This is a genomic window from Vibrio sp. STUT-A16 (assembly GCF_026000495.1).
Taxonomy (GTDB): Bacteria; Pseudomonadota; Gammaproteobacteria; order Enterobacterales; family Vibrionaceae; genus Vibrio; species Vibrio diabolicus.
The window spans coordinates 18,233-38,898 of record NZ_AP026766.1 but is presented as its reverse complement, the minus strand read 5'-3'; the positions used below and the strand labels follow the sequence as shown (position 1 = coordinate 38,898).

Below are 20,666 nucleotides of genomic sequence, written 5' to 3'. Positions count from 1 at the left end.
GTCACGGAAAGATTGATTCATGATTAAAAATATTCTTCTACTATGCGGCGGCGGCTCTTCTGAGCACGAGATTTCATTATTGTCTGCAAACTTTGTCGAACAACAATTAAATCTTATTGAAGACGTTCACGTTACACGCGTAGAAATTAAAAACGAAGGTTGGATGACCAACCAAGGTGAGTTGGTTTACTTGGATCTCAATACCAAGCAGTTGTGCTCAAGTGAATCTAATCAAACCATCGATTTCATTGTGCCTTGTATACATGGTTTTCCAGGCGAGACAGGTGATATTCAATCTCTGTTTGAAATCGCAGGCATTCCTTACCTTGGTTGCGGGCCAGAAGCAAGTAGCAATAGCTTCAATAAAATCACATCTAAGCTTTGGTACGACGCTATCGGCATTCCCAATACGCCATACTTATTCTTAACGCGCAACGATGAAGAAGCTCATGCTCAAGCTCATAAAGCGTTTGAAAAATGGGGAAAAGTCTTTGTCAAAGCCGCTCGTCAAGGGTCATCCGTTGGATGTTACAGCGTCACAGAAAAAGATAAACTTTCCAATGCAGTAAATGATGCGTTTGGGTTTTCTGACCAAGTGTTGGTTGAAAAATCAGTAAAACCACGAGAGCTTGAAGTTGCTGCATATGAGATGAATGGCCAGCTGCACATAACGAAGCCAGGCGAGGTTATTGCACCTGACGGTGCTTTTTACTCGTACGATGAAAAGTACAGCAGTTCAAGTCACTCGCTAACTGAAGTTGAAGCGAAGAATCTAACCCAAGAACAATTAGATGCAATTCAGCACGCATCTGAGAGGGTGTTTAAGCAAATGAATCTTCGCCATTTGTCTCGTATCGACTTTTTCTTAACGGAAGATGATGAGATTTACTTAAACGAAGTAAACACATTCCCAGGTATGACTCCGATCTCGATGTTCCCTAAAATGCTTCAAAATAACGGGCACAAATTCCATGAGTTCTTGGAAGATTGTATAAACAGTGCAAAGTGATTAACGTTATCAAGGCGCGTTTTATGATAGAAATTGTTTTCTAGAGCAAGGTTTATTCAAGCCGTATTTGAATATTGCTCAGTAGCAATTATGATTATATCAACGCATTAAACAGATGACTCAGTGGTATGGCGATTTCAAACTATAGAGGTTTTAACCTGCAGTCAGGCGGACCAGATGGCAGTATTTGGAAGGTTAAAATCAAGAACCACGTCTTACAAGGTAGTTTGACGGCGGTAAAGAAAAGCATTGATTGGTGGTGCGACACCGCATCAATTATTGATCCCAAAGAGTTTGCTGCGCTTGGACAAAGAGCGCAGCAAGTTGGTGGTGCAAAATCAGAAGTCTTTAACGGTTATACGATTCAAAATGATACAGGTCAGCCCAACTCTTGGTACTGTATGTTTAATGGTAAACTGATTAAGGGTAGTAAAACTGCTATTCAACGTCATATCGAAGCTTATTTAGTTGCAAAGCAAAAAGCGATGCAAGCTCAACAACAAAAGAAACAATAGAATGACTCTGGTATATTCAACAGAAACCGGTCGAATTAAGCCGGAAGAAGAGAAAACATCTCGCCCCAAAGGCGACGGTATTGTACGAATTCAGCGCCAAACGAAAGGACGTAAAGGTAAAGGTGTATGCATCGTTACAGGTTTAGACTTGGATGATGCACCTTTAAAATTATTAGCTGCAGAGCTCAAAAAAGTCTGCGGCTGTGGTGGCTCGGTAAAAGATGGCAATATCGAAATTCAAGGTGATGCTAGAGACAAGATCAAAGCGCATCTTGAAAAGAAAGGCATGACAGTCAAATTAGCCGGTGGCTAATTTACATTAAGGAAAACTCAGAATGGCGTCTAAAAATAGACGCCATTTTTTATTTTGGTAAGTAATACGCTAATTGAAGAACAAGCAATCGCAGATTGATAGATCGATATTAGCTATTTTATGGTAAATAGCCATTATGTTTAATACTCACATTAAAGGCTTTAAATTTCAAATTCACAGGGGAATAGGAGTGCTCATTGGCAACATTTGGCGTACGATTACATTCAATTTAACATAATATACATAATACGAACTTAAGAGTTAGAAGATTAGCATTGCTGAAGTCAGTTTAGTTACACCGTATTTGGCTGTTGCTGCTTTGCAAGCCTCATCAGCTGTCTTGTATGGACCGTGAACTTCGATTTCACCACAGCGACAACTTGATAATAACCAGTCATCAACTTTAAAACCGTGTGGCTGATTAAGTTCCTTCATTGTATCTTGGGTTACGTTCAACACTGTACACGTTGGTTCTGCATCTTGCTCATTCAAGTAACCGAACAACTGGATCGGATATTCCATTATTTCTCTCCAACTTTCTGAGTTAACAAGATCTTTTGCTGGCGTTCTTGAAGTTCTGATACTAACTCTGCTGGTCATGAGCTAGTGTTTAAGTTATATCAGATAAGCAACCTAACGATTGCTTAAAGCCTTTGTCTTCAAATCTCATTATATCCTTTCGATAACTTATGTTTTAAGTTATCGAAAGGACGAGAAAATTCAATGTTCTCACTTATGGCCACATATTGTTCATCCCAAAAGTGTAAGTATTACATTAGCTTTACAGGAACAAGGCATCCATTAGATGTAAACTCTCTACTTTTCAATCTATACCTAGATCTTTCTTCATATGTTCACTCAACTCGCTAGTGGTTCTTACATTAATTTTATGTTTGCAATGATGGATTCTCAACTCTTCACCAAATAATTTTACTAACGATTTTGTATACAAAGCACTAATATTATTTATTATTCTATACAATGTACCTTTCTGATAAACAGATCTTTTCGAATTTTGTATTGCAGTCTTCATATTTAAATATTCTCACATTTTTAACTTTATAATTTAAAGAATTATTTTCAAGTTCGATCTTTATTATTGCTTTTGTCGATTTTGAATGAGTCATTATCAATGATGCGCAATCGACAATTAAATCACCTGAATCTAACTTAGTAATTTCACGAGAGAGAATCTTTATTTTTAAATTTTCCGTTTCGTTATTTAAGTCGATTGAGTTAATTTCTTCAGGATATTTGTTTAACTTAATATCCAATATGGTTTTATTAAGATAGTAGTCTGCCATTATTTCATGACGGCTTTTAAATATTATTGTCCCCCTCCGTTGATGCAAGTTATACTTTCCCTCCCGCTAAAAGACAACGTGACTCAGAGTTGCAAAAAGGTAACAATCATGGAATTGATGAACAATGAGCTGATCTGCTTTGCAGCCATTTGTAAACACCTCTCTCTTACAGAGGCATCAAAAGAACTTAGAAAGTCGAAAGCTCAAGTCAGCAGGCAGCTAGCGGCATTAGAAAAACAACTTGGTGTAACACTCGTCCACAGGACAACAAGAAAACTCGTTTTAACTGATCATGGTGAAAGCATTAGAGAGCTTGCCATCAAAACGTTAGAGAGCTTGCAGGAGTTAAATTACAGAGCTAGCTCGTTGAGTGAATGCATTAATGGAAAGTTTAAAATTACAATGCCCAACTCTATAGCCTCTTCTATTTTTGGCTCTGTTCTTAAAGGCTTACAAGAGCGATATCCAGCAGTGAACTTTGAAATATCATCAAGTAACAATGTTGAGAATTTATTAGAAAGCAACGTAGATTTAGCGATTAGGCTTAATAATATTATTGATGACACTCTGATTGCACATAAAATCGGTGATTATAACGATGTTTTAATATCTACAGTTAACAATGCCAATAACAACACGCTATTAATCTACAAGAATCACTCGAATAAGGAATCAATTAAAAAGCAGTACACTGACGTTATCGAAGTTGATAACACCTCTATTTTAATAAACTTTGTCTCTGAGGGGGTTGGGGTTGGCGTCATTCCAAATTACCTTGTAAAAGGTAACCATATAGACAACAATATCCGAATTTCACAAAATTTTGATATAGAACGCTCCATGTATATCGCCTACCCTTATCAAAACCCTTTACCAAGAAAGCTAGCTGAAATATCTACTTTTATTAGGTCTGAGTTATCAAAAATATTGAAAAATGAATCACTTTAGGATGGCTTTTCAGGCTAATAATTTTCCTTTGATAACTCATGAGGCCTAGCGAGAAGCTTTGTAACGTATTGTTTCAAAGAGCCTCGTTAGGCATTTATGAAAATCCTCATCTTTATGCTTGTTATCACAACATGAGATGCTATACCGTTTCATTATCAAGGCTTTGCGTGGAATAAATCACGTGGGTTAAACAATAGATTGACTTACATTAAAAATTTAATCGAAAGCAGCTTTATATTAAATTGATTTCATACCGTTCTGCGTGTATCTTCTACCCATATCCCCACAATAACCAAGGAGAATGCCATGGATAAGCTACTCGCGTCTGCACTAGAAATTAAGCAGCGAACTATGGTGACTGGCTTTTTTGCTAGAAATGGATTCAAAATCGCTATGACCGATTTTGATGATGTCACTTTTGAGCGAGAAGGTGTGCAAGTTAACGTACATTTTGATTTGCAGTCAAACGCAGAGTCTGCATCTGTTTTATCCCAAGAGGCATCTGCCATTCCTGGTTAATTATTTTGTTATCAATCATACGCAAAGCCGAACGCAAACGTTCGGCTTTTTAATATGCGAAAAACGCGATTACAAAAGATGCGGCACAAACCTGCGTTACTGTCACTCATCCAAGTAAACAATCAATAAATCCGCTTCAACCTCATTCGCTACCCTTGGTACCGATGAAAAGAAACGGCTCAATAAATTATGATGATGACCGCAGACAACTAGGTCTATTCCCTCTTTTTTTACGATTCCCGACAATTTGATATGAAGGTCACCGATAACTGCCATCGTCTCGTGTACTGGATATAGGCATTTATCAGCGAGTTCTTGTAGCTCCTTTTGCAACTTTTGTTCTTCTTTCGGCTCCATGATCACACGATCAACATCCACATAAACGAATGAAAGTTTGGCGTTCGAGTTCTTTGCTTGAGTTATTGCTTTTTCGATAACGACTTGGCTAGATTGAGATAAATCAACAGCGACTAAAACGTGCTTGTAACTCATTCTTTCTCTCCTAGTTAGTTTTCATGTGCTTATAGTAAGTCTAGTTCACTAAGAGCGAATGCAATGTCTAAACTCATATTTCATGAAAATATTGGAGTTTGATATAAGAATGTGGAAACAGCCGAGCGATCAGCTATCTAATAGCCATTGAAGGCTCGTGAAGTCAACTAGTGACTTAGGAACCGGTTATTGATATGTGGCCCATTTTCTTCTCCCTCCTTAAGATGTACATAACTATGTAACTAACGCAAACAAACCCACGTTACGCCGTCACTATGCTTCTAAACCCTGTCAATTTCTATTGCAGCTTGTTTTATATTCCTAATTACAACGTCGCCTAGTTTAGTAAAACCACTTGGCAATAAGTAATTTCTTCGTGTAATCCATCGATCAAGATTAAGAGTCATTTTCATAGACAACACTGAATTAAAGACAAGATTTAGAGTTAAAACAGAGTCCAACACTCCTATGTTCAACCTAAGACCGACATACGTCTGCGAGCACTTACTGTCTCTATAACGTCAACTATATAACTATATTCAGATTTTATTTTTCTGTTACAACGTGTCTTTTTTATCTTTTCAGCATAATCCTCTACTTGAAAAAATGCCCAATCACCGCCTTGTAATTTAATTACACAAAAGCATGACCGAAATATAAGCACCATACAAAAATCCAACACAACTTACTGAATTTATTCATTTTAATTTAAAAACAGCATTTCACCCCATATTCGTTCAAGCCAGAACGCATCAAGGTTAACTTAAACAAGTAAAATTTTACCAATTGATTAGTACAGAATAGAGGAAGTTGAATAAATTGAAAGGTATAGAGATAGCGTTACGACGTAACGACGTAACTACGTTAAGGTGTGAAAATATTTGAGGATAATATGAGACCAAAAAAACAGGGCCAAAGCCCTGATATGAATTAATTAGTTTTGTTGCTGTTGTTTTTCTGCGTACTCAGATCGAATCTGTTCGGCAACAATTTTGATGGCTTCTGCTGTACTTGTGCCCTTCGCCATCAATTCTTGAATTTTCTCTACAGCTTGTTGTTGCTCTTGGTGAGATAGAGGGGGTAAATCGTCAAACATAAAAAAGCTCCTCATTTTGAGGAGCAGACTATAACGATTCAATTAATAGGTCGCAAGGAAATTAATTGATGCCCCCATTGCGTTCTCGTTCGTGTACTGAGCAGCAATATCTAATTCGATCAACTTAAGTGGAGACAGTCCAATACCCGCAGTAATGGTACCTTCGTCGCTACTTCGAGCTAAGTTTTTCATATAACCCGCTCGCAACGCCATTTGACGCAAGATATCAAATTCAATACCAGCTCGAATCATTTGCGTATTATCATCGAAGGATGAAAAACGTTTTTCCTCATTAAGATCGTAGTCGACACTCATAGTAAAGTAATCGGCAACAATCCCTGCCCCGACCGTATATACGGGACGCATGCTGTATTCGTATGATTTAATCGTATCACTGCCATACATGAACGATTTTGTTTTAACGTCTCTTCCGATCAAGTTTTTTGCTGAAATACCGACACGATATGGGCCAAAGAACCAAAGCGCGCCCGCATCCAAGTTAAACATCGTTTCCGCTGTTTCATGTTCACGTAAATCTTTGGTATCGAAATTCTGAAAACTCGTGGCGTAAGAGTACGTATAAATACGCTGAAGTTTAGGCGTAACACCAAATGAAAGGTGTTGATTCATAAAGTTGGTGTATTTAGCAAGTGATACACCTGCTTCAGCAACACCAATAGAAACACCTTGTACGTAGCTATCGTCTAACGGATTAGTACCTGACGTATCTACTTTTGGTTGCACGAATGATTCAGTGTATAACTTACCGTATGCAGTTGCAGATAAAAATTTATTAGGAATACCTATAGCGACAACGCCACCAAGATCAAAGTCAGTTTTTTTTCCATCTATGGCATTCATCGATTTTTTGATTTCATCGACATCAGTCAATTTGCTGATGCGTTCGATTTCATCGACAAGATCATATTGATCATCGTAGTTACCACCAAAACTTGGCACGATCATTCCTGCATCATCGTTTCGGCGATAAATTGCAGTAAGTGCGGGGTTGAAAAAAGGAGCAGTCAGATAAGTTGCTGATACCGTACCAACGCCACCCATCGCATCGCTACGAGCTTCTATCGCATAAGTGGCAGCCGAAGCAACGTTTGCGAAAAGTGTGGTGGCAACAGAGGTGGCTAGAATTTTATATTTGGTTTTCATACTACACTTGTGATTTTGGTTCTTCCTGAACCTTTATCGGCACAAATGGTATTTCTTTAACTATTCTTCTTGGGAAAGATCATAGGTTCGGCTAATAGTTTGAGCTTGCTCAACAATTATATCGCCCTGCCAACGACGACTGTTGATACTCACTGCTAGCACGTATCTATCATTTGGGACACCCGCAAGCTCTAGTGAGTTGGGATAGTTAGACTCGTAAGTCTTTTTCCACATTTGCTCGTATTGACCATCAATGTAGTCATATAAACCAACTTCAAGTTGCGGTAATGGACAATGGGGATTACGAAGTGCGCTCTTTTCTACTTTCCAATTCTCTTTAGATGTCCAACGAACATATTGCGAAGAATTGGAATCTCCTAATATTACCCAAGTTCGATACTCTTGTTTATCTTTAGAAACAATAGTTAAGTGATACAAGCCTGCTTCAAGCTTACCCGTGAGGTTATAGCGTTTCGAATAACTACGCTCATTGGCTAATTCCGTACCGCTCGGCTGTTCTTCATAACTGAATGAACTGTCTGCGGATATAGAATCATCCACCCATCGATTAAATGAAATATTTTCGATGTCAGTTGTAGCTCTTAGCTTGATCACTAACCTAAATGTATCTCGCCCAGGGCTTTGGATGGTCTGACGAATAACGTTCACGCCACTTATCCATTCAGGCAGCGTTACACCAGTGAGAGACTTGCCACAGTTTTTAGATAGTGACTGACCAAGAAGGTCATTGAGATGAGGAGTCAAATCTTTACTTGGTTCCGTTTGCCACAGTTCAACAAGAGAGTTGAACATACCGGCAAGATCATCTTCAAGTAAGTGTTGATGTGCCTGCGTTAAAGGCGTGTTGGTTTGAAACCAGTCCATTGCATGGACTGGTTTCACTAACGCTAATGAGAGAACTACGGGGAGTAGTGTTTTCATTATGACTTATGCTTTCATCTTGTAGCCAACACCGCGAAGTGTTTCAATTTCCAGTCCTGGCAGTTTTTGACGAAGCTGCAATACGTGCGTATCCACAGTACGTGTCGTTGGGAAGTGATTGTAACCCCAAACGTGGTCAAGTAGCTCATCACGAGTAAACACGCGACCTAAGTTCGACGCTAAAAATAGCAGTAGATCAAACTCTGTACGAGTTAACGTAATTAGCTCATCTTTATAGGTAACTTCACGAGTTGAACGATCAATTTCTAAGTCTTTTGTGATCACTTTATCAACGCTGCTTTGCTCTGCTGAATCCGGTGCTCGTAGCTGTGCACGGATTCTCGCAAAGAGTTCCGCTTCAGCAAAAGGCTTCGTTAAGTAGTCGTTTGCGCCGGAATCAAGGCCTGCAACTTTATCTTTTACGGTAACAAGTGCCGTTAGCAAGATAACTGGTACGTCTTTAATCTGTTTCCATTCTGGGAGACATTGTACAGAGTCACCATCTGGGAGTTGGCGATCGAGAATAACCAAGTCAGCTTTTTTCCATTGTGGTTCTACGTCTGCAATACGTTCCACATGTAAACACTCATATCCTGCTTGTTCCAGGCTTACTAACAGGCCATCAGCCAAGTTTTTATCGTCCTCAACGAGAAGCAGTGTCTGTTTCACAAGGTATCTCCAATATAAAAGTTGTAGGTGGTCCCATTAAGGACATTTTTCCGCCCATGCGGCCTACCATAGATTCAACGATTGTTAATCCAAGTCCTAACCCGCTCTTACTGACGAACGGTTTCTTCAAATTTGCCCAATCTTTAGCCGTTAGGCCTCCTGCATCTCGGACTTGGAATACTATTTTTTCTTCACTAGTTGAGACATCCAATTCAACCGGTGCGACACCGTACTTAAGCGCATTACGAAGCAAGTTATCGATACAAGTTCCTAACCAGTACACATTAACTTTAGCAGCCACATCTTCATTGATGTTAAAAAGCACGGCACTATCAAATTCTTCTTCGATCTTAAATTCTAACCAATCTGCAACGGATGGTACCCAGTCTGTTGCAAGCATTTGGTTATCAGATTGCAAATAATCTTTACTCGCTTCTGCCAATTGACGCAGGCGGCGCGTATCTTCACACAATCTGCGGAATTCGTCATACACACTTTCAGGCAAATGCTCGAACTCTCGACGAAAGCCCTCAACCGTTAGTGATAGAGATGCAATCGGTGTTCTGAGCTCATGCGTTAAAATTTGCAACACGAGCATTCTACTACGTAGTTCTTCTCGCTTGCTATTCCAACGGTATACCGCCCAACCAATCACCAAAAGAATATTGGCGATTACCAGTATGATCATACTGATCCGCAAAACTTGCGAGTGATCTTCTACATCCCAACAAATATTGCCTCGTTTAACAAAGCAACTTTTGCTTTGAGAGGCTAGAGCGTATGACAGACCCGCATTCGCTACGTTCTCTTGCCAGATATCTTTCTCGAAAACAAAGTAACGGTCACCACGTCTTAGCCAAAGTTCATTACCTTCAATAAACATGCTCGCGCCTGCAATCAAAGCATTAATGGCGTCGTCATCCATGTTTTTCAAGCTTTCTAGCAACTCATCCCCTTCCTCGTTATCACGCTCTTTTATATGCATGTACTGAGATAGTTTGGGTTTGAGTTCTGGATACTTATCCACATAACGCGCCGCGTACGTCCCACCACCAGGGTGAATGAGACCACTACGCGAGAACCAACGAGGTGTCAGCTGCGTCCCTTTACAAATCGCTCTTGTAAATACTAAAGGCTCAGTAATTAAAGGACTTAATGGTAATTTGCCACGACAAGTATTCGCCAAGCTGTAAAGCTGTTGGATATCTTTTAACGGATAGTCAGACGTTTGCGGCAGAAGCGAATCTGGCGCAAGTAACTTGGTAGGATAATTTGATTGCAGAATACGAATATCGTACGACTTAAGAGCTACTTCATAGTTAAATAGCTCTGTAAACGTATCTATTCTTTCTGGTAGTGAATCGGAAAATGCAGGTGCCGAAAAAAGCGGCAATACAGTTGCAAAACCGAGCAAAAACTTTTTAATCAAACTGTTACCGTCACTTGTTACATTAGCCAAAACTATACATCAATCTACAAGCAATTGACATCAGCTAACAGAAGGATTTGCATTACTATAACATTGAAACGGAACAAAAAAGGGCCAGCGATTGCTGACCCTGTATAGTTTTAAATCAAGAATGGTTAAAGTGCTTTAAAAATAGACTCAACACTTTCTTTCGCATCACCAAATAGCATTGATGTATTTTCTTTGAAGAACAGTGGGTTCTGTACACCTGCGTAACCAGTATTCATTGAACGCTTGAATACCACTACATTTTTCGCGTTCCAAACCTCCAGTACAGGCATACCAGCAATCGGGCTGTTCGGATCTTCCAGAGCTGCTGGGTTTACCGTATCGTTAGCGCCGATAACCAGTACGGTATCTGTTTCAACGAAGTCATCATTGATTTCATCCATTTCAAGAACAATATCATACGGTACTTTCGCTTCAGCAAGTAACACGTTCATATGTCCCGGAAGACGACCTGCTACTGGGTGAATACCAAAGCGAACCTCAATACCTTTTGAACGAAGTACGTCAGTAATTTCATGCACTGGATACTGCGCTTGCGCTACAGCCATACCATATCCTGGAGTGATGATTACTGATTTTGAGTTCTTCAGCATTTCAGCGACTTCTTCTGCCGTTGTTTCGCGGTGTTCGCCCTGCTCTTCGTCACCTGAAATTACAATCTCTTGACCAAAGCCACCAGCAATAACACTGATAAACGAACGGTTCATGGCTTTACACATGATGTAAGAAAGAATCGCACCTGAAGAACCAACCAACGCACCTGTTACGATTAATAGATCATTTGCGAGCATGAAACCTGCTGCTGCTGCTGCCCAACCTGAATATGAGTTCAGCATTGAAACAACAACTGGCATATCAGCACCACCAATTGAAGCAACTAAGTGGTAACCGAACGCGAACGCAATCAGTGTCATCACAATCAGAGCGAACATGCTGCCATCTGCTTTTACGAAGTAGATCATAAGAAGCGTAGAAATCACAACCGCTGCAAGGTTCATTTTGTGCTTGTGAGGAAGGTTAAGCGGCGAAGAAGAAACCACACCACGTAACTTACCAAATGCAACAATTGAACCCGTGAAGGTTACGGCACCAATGAAGACACCCAAGAATACTTCTACAAGGTGGATAACATGTTCAGCATGAGTTGCTGCTTCTGGCGCATCAAGGTAACTGTTGTAGCCAACTAAAACCGCAGCTAAACCTACAAAGCTGTGCAGTATCGCAACCAGTTCTGGCATTTCGGTCATTTCTACTTTCTTCGCATAGAAAATACCGATCGCCCCACCTATCGCCATCGCAATAATGATCCACCCAAAGCCTTGAGCATCAGGGCTGAAGATCGTCGCGATCAGCGCGATCGTCATACCAGCGATACCATAGTAGTTACCATTACGAGCGGACTCTTGCTTTGAAAGCCCCGCCAAACTCATGATGAAAAATAATGCAGCAACAATGTAAGCTGCTTGTACTAATCCTGCAGACATTGTAACTCCTATTTATCTTTGCGGAACATTTCAAGCATACGCTTGGTGACGGTGAAACCACCGAAGATATTGATGCTGGCGATCAATACAGCAATAAAGGATAGGAATGAAACGACCCCATTACCTTGCCCAATTTGCAGTAATGCACCAACCACAATAATGCCGGAGATAGCATTCGTTACCGACATAAGCGGAGTATGAAGTGCATGGGTAACATTCCAAACCACGTAGTAGCCGACAACACAAGCTAAAACAAATACAGTAAAGTGAGAAAGGAACGCTGCCGGCGCAACCGATGCAATCCAAGCAAAAGCACCTACTGCCGCGGCTACACCAATAATTTTCTTCGTTGGAGAGGTAGGTTCTTCTACTTTAGGCTCTGGTTTCGCAGGTTGCTCTTGTTTCACTTGCGGCTGCGCTGAAACCTGGATTGGTGGCGCAGGCCATGTAATTTCACCTTCTTTAACCACAGTGACACCACGGATAACAACATCTTCGAAATCAATATTGATGTTACCGTCTTTTTCTTTACACAGCAGTTTTAGAAGGTTAACAAGGTTTGTCGCGTAAAGTTGAGAAGATTGCGTTGGCAAACGGCCGACCATGTCAGTGTAACCAACAATTTTTACGCCATTATCTGTCATGATAACTTGGTCTTTAACTGTGTATTCACAGTTACCGCCATTAGCAGCTGCCAAGTCAACAATGACACTGCCCGCTTTCATGCTGTCGACCATTTCCTTGGTGATCAGCTTCGGAGCAGGTTTGCCAGGGATTAGTGCCGTTGTAATGATGATATCAACATCTTTAGCTTGCTCTGCATATAACTCTGCCGCTTTTTTGTTGAAGTCATCGGACATTTCTTTTGCGTAGCCGTCACCAGAACCAGAGTCTTCTTGGAAATCCACGGTCAGGAACTCTGCTCCCATGGACTCAACTTGTTCTTTTACTTCTGGGCGAACGTCAAATGCACGAACAATAGCCCCTAGGCTACCCGCAGCACCGATTGCAGCCAAACCAGCCACACCCGCACCAGCGACCAATACTTTCGCTGGTGGTACTTTACCGGCAGCCGTGATTTGACCTGTAAAGAAACGACCAAACTCATGAGCTGCTTCAACAACCGCACGATACCCAGCGATGTTAGCCATCGAAGAGAGCGCGTCTAAGGCTTGTGCACGAGAGATACGAGGAACAGAATCCATGGCAAGAACGTTAATGTTCTTACTTGAAAGTTGTTCCATCAACTCTGCGTTTTGAGCAGGCCAAATAAAGCTAACAAGTGTTGCACCATCTTGTAGTAGTGCGATTTCGTCAATGCCTTGTTCTTCATCTACGATTGGCGCATTAACTTTTAGAATAAGACCAGATGCCCAAACTTCTTCACTAGAAACGATTTTCGCACCAGCAGCTTCATAAGCAGCATCATCGAAACTCGCAAGCACCCCCGCTTGGGATTCAATCGCGATATCGAATCCCAACTTTATTAACTGCTCAACCGACTTCGGCGATGCAGCTACTCGCGATTCACCCGCAAGTATCTCTTTAGGTACACCGATTTGCAAAACGCATACTCCTTGTATACATATCAATAAATTAGTCCCAAAACAGAGCGTCGCTCTACTCTAACTCTTTTTTATTTCTATCTGTTTACCACGCAAGACAATTGCAAACGAAAGATGGTGTTTGGGGCCACCCATTTGCACAATAAAACCTTGACTAACAGCCCTGTTATTATTCTGTTTGTATCGAACGCGTCTCATTACTTCAAGTGTTTTGTAATTTAAATACTAAATTTCATTACATATAACGCTAAGTAATGAATGATTGTCGCTCTGAGCACGAAAAATAACAACGCCATGCCTTACTAGACTGAGGTCTAACCAGATCATAATTAAATGCTGACTTAACAAACATTTAAGCTCTAAAAAAGAAAGAGCCATCAGCATATACACTAATGGCTCTTTTTAAGATGATTGGAATCAAGTTGCGGTGAATTGTTAGTCGAAGATTTTATCGCCCATTTGATCGATAAACATTTGAGATTTCTTCAACATAAGTTCATTGGCATCTTGTTCCGAGCCGAGCAAATCTGAACGAATAAATCGATGAGTTTTCACTTCATCGTCGTATTGCTTTTCTATTCGACCGGCAATGCGGTATTGCCCACCCTCTGAAAGGCTCTCTTGGTAAATAAGGAAACCTTTGTACTCAACTGGTTCCACAGTTTTTACTTCAGCAGTTTTTTCACTACCACCAAACAAACGCGAAAAAAATCCCACGGTTCCTCCTTGGGTAAGCTCATCGATAGATTAAGCTTGTATCACTTAATATTGACATTGAGGATTGGTTTTTCATACCAGTCCAATTCTTTGTCTTCATCATAACTGGTATGGGTAAAAATTACAGGTACATCATGATCTCGGTTTTTACGCCGGTCTTCTTTCACCATTTCTGCCGCGTTTTTCACCGCGATATCTGCACTTTGCTTAAATTGGGTGAGCTTTTGTTCCGGAAGCGAAGATAAAAAATCAATATCATGACGAATATAGACGGGTTTGAGCTGAATAAGTGCAAGGCACGCGATATCTGCGAGCTGATCGTTGTCATACTGCTCTACAAACTGAGGCAAACTGAGCACTTGTCCAACAAGTGTTTCCATGTAGTTATGCACATCTGAACTTATCTGCATTGGCAAATCTCCCTTGTTCTATGAAAACAAGTATAGCAACGACTTGTTTATAACAACTTATTGATTGCTCTTAATTTAATCAATCTCTCTCTTTTTGTCGTAATGTCTCCCAAAATACTTGGGAAAATGAGCAAATAGACGTATTCTTGCTAGTTCTCGAAGCATGAAAATCGATAGCAGATTAATATCTATATTGATGAAACGCTTAACCTAACCAATTATATAATCAACTATTTTCAGGCAATTTGTAATAGATGTCCTCATCATCAATGACTTCATCAGGCTTTCGATTCCTTTTCCCATTTATGTTGCTGGGATTAGTGAGTTCGAGCATGAACAACATCATTCAGATGACTCAGTCAAACTGGGGTATTGCCGCAAATTTGCCGTACATACTGTTAGGCTGTGCACTGCTCCTTTGCTATTCATTTAAGCAAGGTCGGGAGTCAATGGTGTGCTTAGCGATGTTACTGGCCTATTTCGTGATACAGCATAGGCTACAAGTCCCACTTCAAAGTGGTACAGCCTTACTTGAGCTGACCATTTTAGCCACGCTACTTCCTGTTTCTTTTCTTGCGGTATTTTTGTTTAGTAAAGACGGTTTTGACTCAAGAGCCATGTTTACTTACCTCTTGATGTTAACGATGTTCGTTCTTTGGTCTTACCTTACGTTAGCATATTACGTTGAAGGTGGGTTTGAACAATGGACAAGCGGCATTTTATTTATCGTACCTACGGTTTCTAAACTACCTTTTATTCTAGTTTTATATTGTGTGGGTATTGTCTGCTTCCTCGGAATTCTTGTTTTAAAGAAGAATGAAATCATCCATGCGATGACCTACTCTGCAATGGTGCTGGCGTCCGCGACGTTCATTTTCTTTGATGTGCAATACATATCTAGCACCATGTTTACGCTAACGGGGTTGCTTATCATTATTTATGCAGCCTCTGCGAGCCATCAGTTGGCTTTCACAGATAGCTTAACGCGTATCCCGAGTAGACGCGCACTCGACCTTGACTTAAAACACATGGGCAAAAAGTTCACGATCGCAATGCTTGATGTTGACCACTTTAAAAAGTTTAACGATACCTACGGTCACGATACGGGTGATGACGTATTAAAAATGGTCGCTTCGCGTCTAACTAAAACTCCCGGTGGCGCAAAAGTATACCGGTTTGGCGGAGAAGAATTTACCATCGTCTTTAAAGGCAAGTACGCAGATGAGTGTAAAGAGTTTTTAGAAGAAGCACGTAAATCCATTGCAGAGTATGAGATGATTTTACGTGATGAAGAATCCCGCCCAGATAACCATAAACAAGGCCAAAAAAAGCGTGGTAACGACAGTTCGAGGAGAAAGTCGGTCTTTGTTACCGCAAGTTTCGGAGCGGCCGACAGCAAAAACGGGCAAGCACCTCAGGACGTGATTAAGTTAGCGGACGAAGCGCTTTACAAAGCGAAAAAGGCTGGACGCAATTGCGTGAGGCTTCATTAATACCCCAGAGCGAAAGTTAGCCGACTAATCTTGATTAAAGAACAAGACTAAGCTTCCTCCTTTTAACGCACTGCCATAATTGATCGTTAATCCGGTCCCGATATTATCTATCCAATCGGAGTCAAATGGTGGTGTCATTAACCATCCAACACTGGCTTCGTAGTAGTGCACAGTATTCATGGGTTTTCTTGTATCACCACCAATATCAACTCGATTGAAGCTCGAATACACTGACTGCACAGTATCTCCAATGTGGGTAAAATCATAAAACACCTTTATTCCATTGACCCAATACCAGCCTTCCGGATTGCCAATATCACCATTATTTGCTTTACCCCAGCCAGTGCCATAAAAATAGTGAGGAGCCGACCAGAGGTACCATTTACCCCACGATTCATGCTCTAGGTATTTGAGCTTTGTGTTGACTTCTCCGACAACGGCCCAAGCACTGGTGTTTAGGTATACACCTTCTAGAAATGGTTTTAGGTCATTCAGTGCATTACTACGATAACTATAATCGTTTTGATAGTACATTAAGTGTGAGCCGATTGCGCCACTAAGCGTTAGCTTATCAGTGAGGTGTTTTTCTCCAGCAAACTCAATATATCCGCCCATGACTAACTCTTTACTTTTATCTGGAATCTGTCCTTTTTGGTCTACATACACATCTTGCTCTGTACTTAAGGCATAAACTCGGCCATTTAATAGGTAGTGAGTTTGTATTCCCTCTTGTTCAAACAAATCAAAACTAAATGGTAGCGTTGATACTGCGATCTTCTTTCTGAGATCAACCGAATCTTGAGTACCAATGTCTTCGTTATCTATGTTGAAGTATTCGTTCGGATCGAAATCATGAAATCCTACCGTAAAGACATCGCTATCTGACAGAACGATCCCAATAGCAAAGTTCCTTTCATACTCTTTTTGTATCTGATCTTGAATCGAATTAGCCTTAGAACATAATGAAAAAAGTGACAGTGTAGCTAAGGCATAACTATTGATAACAGCTTGTTTCAACTTGCATTTACCACCGTATGTGTATTTCTTCCTAAAGATTTTGAGGTATACAGCGCTCTATCCACCGTCGCATACAAATCAGACTGCTGCTCTTTTCCCGTCGGTTGAAAAACAAAAACCCCCTGTGACACTGTCACCCTATTGGACACGCTAGAATACTCATGTGGGTAATCCAGAAAATACATGGCCTCTTGTATACGTTCTGCTTCTCTCTCTGCGGTTTGGGCGTCTGTGCAACCCAGTAACACCACAAACTCTTCTCCGCCATAACGCCCTACGTATTCGCCAGAGCGACAAAATGTTGCTTTAAGTTGGTTCGCAATGGCTTGCAAGCAACGATCTCCTTCTATATGACCGTAATTATCATTAAACGGTTTGAAAAAATCGACGTCCAATAAAATCAAAGCCATTGGCATGTTGTGACGGCCATGCCATGCAACCATCGATTCTAACTTATGATCGATATAACGACGGTTATAGAGTTTGGTTAAGCCATCTTCATTCGCTTGCTGGGTCAAAAGTTGATTCACTTTCTCCAATTGAGCTGTCGCTTGTTTAAGCTCTCGTCTCATATGGGCAATACGCTGCATTGCGATAAGCTTAGAGTTCAGTACGAGTTTATCTACGGGTTTAATTAAATAATCATCACCGCCGGCCTCTATGGCTTTTGCAATCATTTCTGGTTCTTCGTGACTGCTCAGGAAAATTATTGGGATCCAGTCGGGAAAGGTTTCTCTGATATGAAGAGAGACTTCAAAACCGTTCATATCTGGCATCGATATATCGAGTAATACCAGTTCAGGATCAAAACTCTCGTAGGTGTTTAGTGCTTCTAGCCCACTACCCACCGCTTTTACAATATGTCCAAGTTGCTTAAGACGAATAGCCAACTGCATCCTGTCTAGCTGAACATCGTCAACCAGGAGGATTCGCATTGATGTCCCTGTCGGTTGCATAACGCGTTCCATTTCTTATTTTGTCTTTATTAAACATATACCATACTCATAGAGTTGTTGCATTCGACTCATAATTAAGTGCTATATTTTTGTTTAAATATCACGGAATCAATTGTCTATAACGATTACACTGAGAATTGCCCTACCAAAACATGACCAACGAACGTTAGTTCAACAAACTCAGGTATTCTGGTCATCTTGCGGACACATGGGTATAGCTATTTGATGCATTTGGTATTAATATTCCCGCCTTTTTGTAATGAGAGACACACCATGTCAGAAGCAACTAACAGCGAAAGCAAAAAAATCGATCTAGCAACCATTTCTCCTGAACTACGTAAAGTTATTGAGTTTGACGAAGTTCCAGAGCAAATGTTCGAAATGGTTACCTCTATCCATGAAGTGTCTGAAGAAGCAGTGCGTGAGTCTTGGGACGAAATGCCTGCAAGTGCTCAGAACATTCTAGATAACTTCGAGCAATTTCATGCTCTAGTTTCTGTTGGCCAAGCATTTGCTGGTATCAACGTGATGGAAGAATTCCCTACTCTTAATCTGCCAGAAAACATGACAGATGAAGATAAAGAAGAATACCGCGCTCAATTACTTGATAATGTGCTTCACAACTGCGTGAAAGACATGGTTAAGCAACTTAAGAAAGCACGTCGCGACCCACTTCTTAAACGCGAATTCAAAGAAGTGTTCGCAAAATAACGTTTTTCCGACAAAATAAAGGCCGCGTTTGCGGCCTTTTTTGATCATTAAGCGTGCGTAGCTTTAAATGATTAATGCGGCGCTAATGCCACGTCTTTTTGCGTGACACTGACACCTTTAATTTGTGCGAATACACTATCACCTGCCTTTAAGTCGAGATCATCAAGCGCCCAAGGTGTTATTGTTGCCCACAAATAACATCCCTCATCTAGCTTTAGCGATACATTAATACTCTGTTTATCATCAGCCGCGTTAAACACCTCGATTGAATCGACCGTCGCAGGCAGGATATTTCGAATAGAAGTCGCCTTAGGTTGCTCTAGCGTAATAGAAACGTCGTTGGCTCGCACTTGTAAGCGAATTGGCGTCTCTGGCTCACCATCAATCTTTTGCACCCATAGTGATGCATTAGGTGCAAGGCTGACACAAGTCAGCGCATAGCGCTCATGATGCTCAGCAATTCGGCCTTCAAATAAGCTGCTTTGATCCGAGAAAGACTGCCATGGACGCATCGCATGAGAAGCCCACACGTCTTCAAGCTTACCTGAACTCGTAATTTTACCTTGGTCAATAATTGCAAGGTGCTGAGCAAGCCTTAAAATTTCTTGGAGACTGTGCGTGACATAGATAATCGGGATATTAACCTTATCCGACAATTCCTCGAGAAAAGGCATCACCTCACGTTTTCTCGGCATATCAAGCGACGCAAGTGGTTCATCCATCAAAAGCAAGTTGGGTTTTGATAGTAATGCTCGTGCAATCGCAACACGTTGCTTTTCACCGCCAGACAGTGAGTTCGGGAAGCGCTTTAGTAACGGTTTGATAGACAAGAGTTCGGTGACTGCATCAAAGTACTCGTCATCTTTTTCTTTAACGCCATACAACAAGTTGCCTTGAACCGAATAGTGAGGAAATAAACGTGAATCCTGAAACACGTAACCAATGCCGCGCTTGTGTGTTGGTAAGTTGATCCCCTGTTCACTATCAAACAAAACGTGATCACCAATCGCCACATGTCCCTGCTTTGGTGCAACTAATCCGCTGATGATATTAATTAACGTGGTTTTTCCCGCACCAGATCGCCCAAACAAAGCGCTAATTCCGTTACAAGGTAACTCAAGTTTAATATCGAAATCAGTATCACCAAGCATTTGTTTAAATTGAACTTTAATCGTCATTACTTCGCACCCAATCGACTTGCCGCTTTGCGATTTAGCCATTCAGAGATCATTAATGTAGACAAAGCTAGCGCGATAGAAATGATACATAGGCGAGCCGCCTGCATTTCCGCACCTGGCGTTTCAATAAAGTTGTACATTGCCAGTGGAATCGTTTGGGTCTCTCCCGGAATGTTAGAGACGAAACTGATCGTCGCCCCGAACTCACCAAGACTACGAGCAAAAGACAGCATCGTCCCAGTAATAATTCCGGGAATGGTCAGTGGTAACGTAATGGTGAGAAAAACTTTTAAAGGAGAAGCGCCTAACGTTGACGCGGCATGTTCCAGTTTAGGGTCAACGTTCTCTAAACTTAACCGCACAGACCGAACCATCAAAGGCAAGGCCACCACAATACAAGCGACTACTGCTCCTTTCCAATTAAAGCTAAAGACTAGCCCTACATGTTCATAGAGCCACTTTCCAAGAAACCCTTGCCGCCCAAGAGAAATCAACAACAAATAGCCGATAACCACTGGCGGCAATACCAGTGGTAAATGAATTAAGCTATCGAGAATCGATTTACCGAAGAACGTTTTTCGAGAAAGTAGCCAAGCAAGAAAAACGCCGAGAGGAATGAGCCAAAGTACTGCGTACGCGCCCACTTTGAGGCTTAACATTAAGGCTTGGTATTCCAGTTCTGTCACG

The 20,666-nt window shown here is 41.0% G+C and carries 22 protein-coding genes; 7 read left to right on the top strand and 15 right to left on the bottom strand.

Annotation, left to right across the window (positions count from 1 at the left end; translation table 11 throughout):
* The first annotated feature begins 19 nt into the window (after window positions 1-19).
* From OO778_RS16875 to yciH, 3 genes are all read left to right on the top strand, one after another.
* A complete protein-coding gene (locus tag OO778_RS16875) occupies window positions 20-1,009 on the top strand; it encodes a D-alanine--D-alanine ligase (RefSeq protein WP_264912247.1) in 990 nt (329 codons plus the stop codon).
* A 128-nt stretch (window positions 1,010-1,137) separates the two neighbouring features.
* A complete protein-coding gene (locus tag OO778_RS16870) occupies window positions 1,138-1,524 on the top strand; it encodes a DUF3319 domain-containing protein (protein ID WP_005395460.1) in 387 nt (128 codons plus the stop codon).
* Window position 1,525: 1 nt separating this feature from the next.
* On the top strand, window positions 1,526-1,837 hold the full coding sequence (gene yciH / locus OO778_RS16865) for a stress response translation initiation inhibitor YciH (protein WP_012842285.1): 312 nt from the start codon (window positions 1,526-1,528) through the stop codon (window positions 1,835-1,837).
* 261 nt (window positions 1,838-2,098) lie between these two features.
* Here the strand turns inward: yciH and OO778_RS16860 are convergent, their stop codons facing one another.
* The gene (locus OO778_RS16860; protein WP_264912246.1) at window positions 2,099-2,359 is read right to left on the bottom strand and encodes a hypothetical protein; all 261 of its coding nucleotides are present in this window, start codon (window positions 2,357-2,359) and stop codon (window positions 2,099-2,101) included.
* 890 nt (window positions 2,360-3,249) lie between these two features.
* On the opposite strand from OO778_RS16860, the gene OO778_RS16855 reads away from it, so the two are divergent.
* Together OO778_RS16855 and OO778_RS16850 are read left to right on the top strand one after the other, a co-directional pair.
* The gene (locus OO778_RS16855; RefSeq protein ID WP_256936571.1) at window positions 3,250-4,089 is read left to right on the top strand and encodes a LysR family transcriptional regulator; all 840 of its coding nucleotides are present in this window, start codon (window positions 3,250-3,252) and stop codon (window positions 4,087-4,089) included.
* A gap of 306 nt (window positions 4,090-4,395) precedes the next feature.
* The gene (locus OO778_RS16850; RefSeq protein ID WP_152814274.1) at window positions 4,396-4,608 is read left to right on the top strand and encodes a hypothetical protein; all 213 of its coding nucleotides are present in this window, start codon (window positions 4,396-4,398) and stop codon (window positions 4,606-4,608) included.
* A gap of 102 nt (window positions 4,609-4,710) precedes the next feature.
* Here OO778_RS16850 and OO778_RS16845 read toward each other — a convergent pair whose 3' ends face one another.
* The 10 genes from OO778_RS16845 to OO778_RS16800 all read right to left on the bottom strand — a co-directional run bounded on the left by OO778_RS16845 (window position 4,711) and on the right by OO778_RS16800 (window position 14,624).
* Window positions 4,711-5,100, bottom strand: coding sequence for a universal stress protein (locus OO778_RS16845; protein WP_012842271.1), 390 nt, complete (start codon window positions 5,098-5,100; stop codon window positions 4,711-4,713).
* A 934-nt stretch (window positions 5,101-6,034) separates the two neighbouring features.
* Window positions 6,035-6,196 (bottom strand): YoaH family protein, encoded by a 162-nt coding sequence (locus OO778_RS16840; RefSeq protein WP_005394474.1) that lies wholly within the window; start codon window positions 6,194-6,196, stop codon window positions 6,035-6,037.
* A 42-nt stretch (window positions 6,197-6,238) separates the two neighbouring features.
* Window positions 6,239-7,360: a conjugal transfer protein TraF gene (locus OO778_RS16835; protein WP_012842270.1), complete on the bottom strand. Its 1,122-nt coding sequence runs from the start codon at window positions 7,358-7,360 to the stop codon at window positions 6,239-6,241.
* Between the two features lie 60 nt (window positions 7,361-7,420).
* A complete protein-coding gene (locus OO778_RS16830; RefSeq protein WP_005394478.1) occupies window positions 7,421-8,302 on the bottom strand; it encodes a DUF2861 family protein in 882 nt (293 codons plus the stop codon).
* Window positions 8,303-8,308: 6 nt separating this feature from the next.
* Window positions 8,309-8,971, bottom strand: coding sequence for a response regulator transcription factor VxrB (gene vxrB / locus OO778_RS16825; protein ID WP_257887973.1), 663 nt, complete (start codon window positions 8,969-8,971; stop codon window positions 8,309-8,311).
* Window positions 8,946-10,400, bottom strand: a complete 1,455-nt coding sequence (vxrA, locus tag OO778_RS16820; RefSeq protein WP_025767766.1) for a sensor histidine kinase VxrA — start codon at window positions 10,398-10,400, stop codon at window positions 8,946-8,948. Before vxrA ends, vxrB begins: the two co-directional genes overlap by 26 nt.
* A 155-nt stretch (window positions 10,401-10,555) precedes the next feature.
* The gene (pntB, locus tag OO778_RS16815; RefSeq protein WP_257887974.1) at window positions 10,556-11,932 is read right to left on the bottom strand and encodes a Re/Si-specific NAD(P)(+) transhydrogenase subunit beta; all 1,377 of its coding nucleotides are present in this window, start codon (window positions 11,930-11,932) and stop codon (window positions 10,556-10,558) included.
* An 8-nt stretch (window positions 11,933-11,940) separates the two neighbouring features.
* Complete coding sequence (locus OO778_RS16810) at window positions 11,941-13,497, bottom strand: Re/Si-specific NAD(P)(+) transhydrogenase subunit alpha (protein WP_005394487.1); 1,557 nt, start codon at window positions 13,495-13,497, stop codon at window positions 11,941-11,943.
* 435 nt (window positions 13,498-13,932) lie between these two features.
* Complete coding sequence (locus OO778_RS16805) at window positions 13,933-14,214, bottom strand: HlyU family transcriptional regulator (protein ID WP_005394488.1); 282 nt, start codon at window positions 14,212-14,214, stop codon at window positions 13,933-13,935.
* A 41-nt stretch (window positions 14,215-14,255) separates the two neighbouring features.
* Window positions 14,256-14,624 carry a late competence development ComFB family protein gene (locus OO778_RS16800; RefSeq protein WP_258616181.1) on the bottom strand — a complete coding sequence of 123 codons (369 nt, stop codon included), beginning with the start codon at window positions 14,622-14,624 and terminating at the stop codon, window positions 14,256-14,258.
* Between the two features lie 254 nt (window positions 14,625-14,878).
* On the opposite strand from OO778_RS16800, the gene OO778_RS16795 reads away from it, so the two are divergent.
* The gene (locus OO778_RS16795) at window positions 14,879-16,117 is read left to right on the top strand and encodes a GGDEF domain-containing protein (RefSeq protein ID WP_048625059.1); all 1,239 of its coding nucleotides are present in this window, start codon (window positions 14,879-14,881) and stop codon (window positions 16,115-16,117) included.
* A 24-nt stretch (window positions 16,118-16,141) separates the two neighbouring features.
* Here the strand turns inward: OO778_RS16795 and OO778_RS16790 are convergent, their stop codons facing one another.
* Window positions 16,142-17,134 (bottom strand): Solitary outer membrane autotransporter beta-barrel domain, encoded by a 993-nt coding sequence (locus OO778_RS16790; protein ID WP_258616179.1) that lies wholly within the window; start codon window positions 17,132-17,134, stop codon window positions 16,142-16,144.
* A complete protein-coding gene (locus tag OO778_RS16785; protein WP_012842266.1) occupies window positions 17,131-18,090 on the bottom strand; it encodes a diguanylate cyclase in 960 nt (319 codons plus the stop codon). The genes OO778_RS16790 and OO778_RS16785 overlap by 4 nt, the downstream gene beginning before the upstream one ends.
* Before the next feature lie 273 nt (window positions 18,091-18,363).
* Here OO778_RS16785 and OO778_RS16780 point away from each other — a divergent pair, with 273 nt between their 5' ends.
* Window positions 18,364-18,801: a DUF3069 domain-containing protein gene (locus tag OO778_RS16780; RefSeq protein WP_005394495.1), complete on the top strand. Its 438-nt coding sequence runs from the start codon at window positions 18,364-18,366 to the stop codon at window positions 18,799-18,801.
* 71 nt (window positions 18,802-18,872) lie between these two features.
* Here the strand turns inward: OO778_RS16780 and modC are convergent, their stop codons facing one another.
* Window positions 18,873-19,979 carry a molybdenum ABC transporter ATP-binding protein ModC gene (gene modC, locus OO778_RS16775; RefSeq protein WP_258616178.1) on the bottom strand — a complete coding sequence of 369 codons (1,107 nt, stop codon included), beginning with the start codon at window positions 19,977-19,979 and terminating at the stop codon, window positions 18,873-18,875.
* Window positions 19,979-20,665 carry a molybdate ABC transporter permease subunit gene (gene modB, locus OO778_RS16770; protein WP_005394498.1) on the bottom strand — a complete coding sequence of 229 codons (687 nt, stop codon included), beginning with the start codon at window positions 20,663-20,665 and terminating at the stop codon, window positions 19,979-19,981. Before modB ends, modC begins: the two co-directional genes overlap by 1 nt.
* Between the last annotated feature and the right edge of the window lies 1 nt (window position 20,666).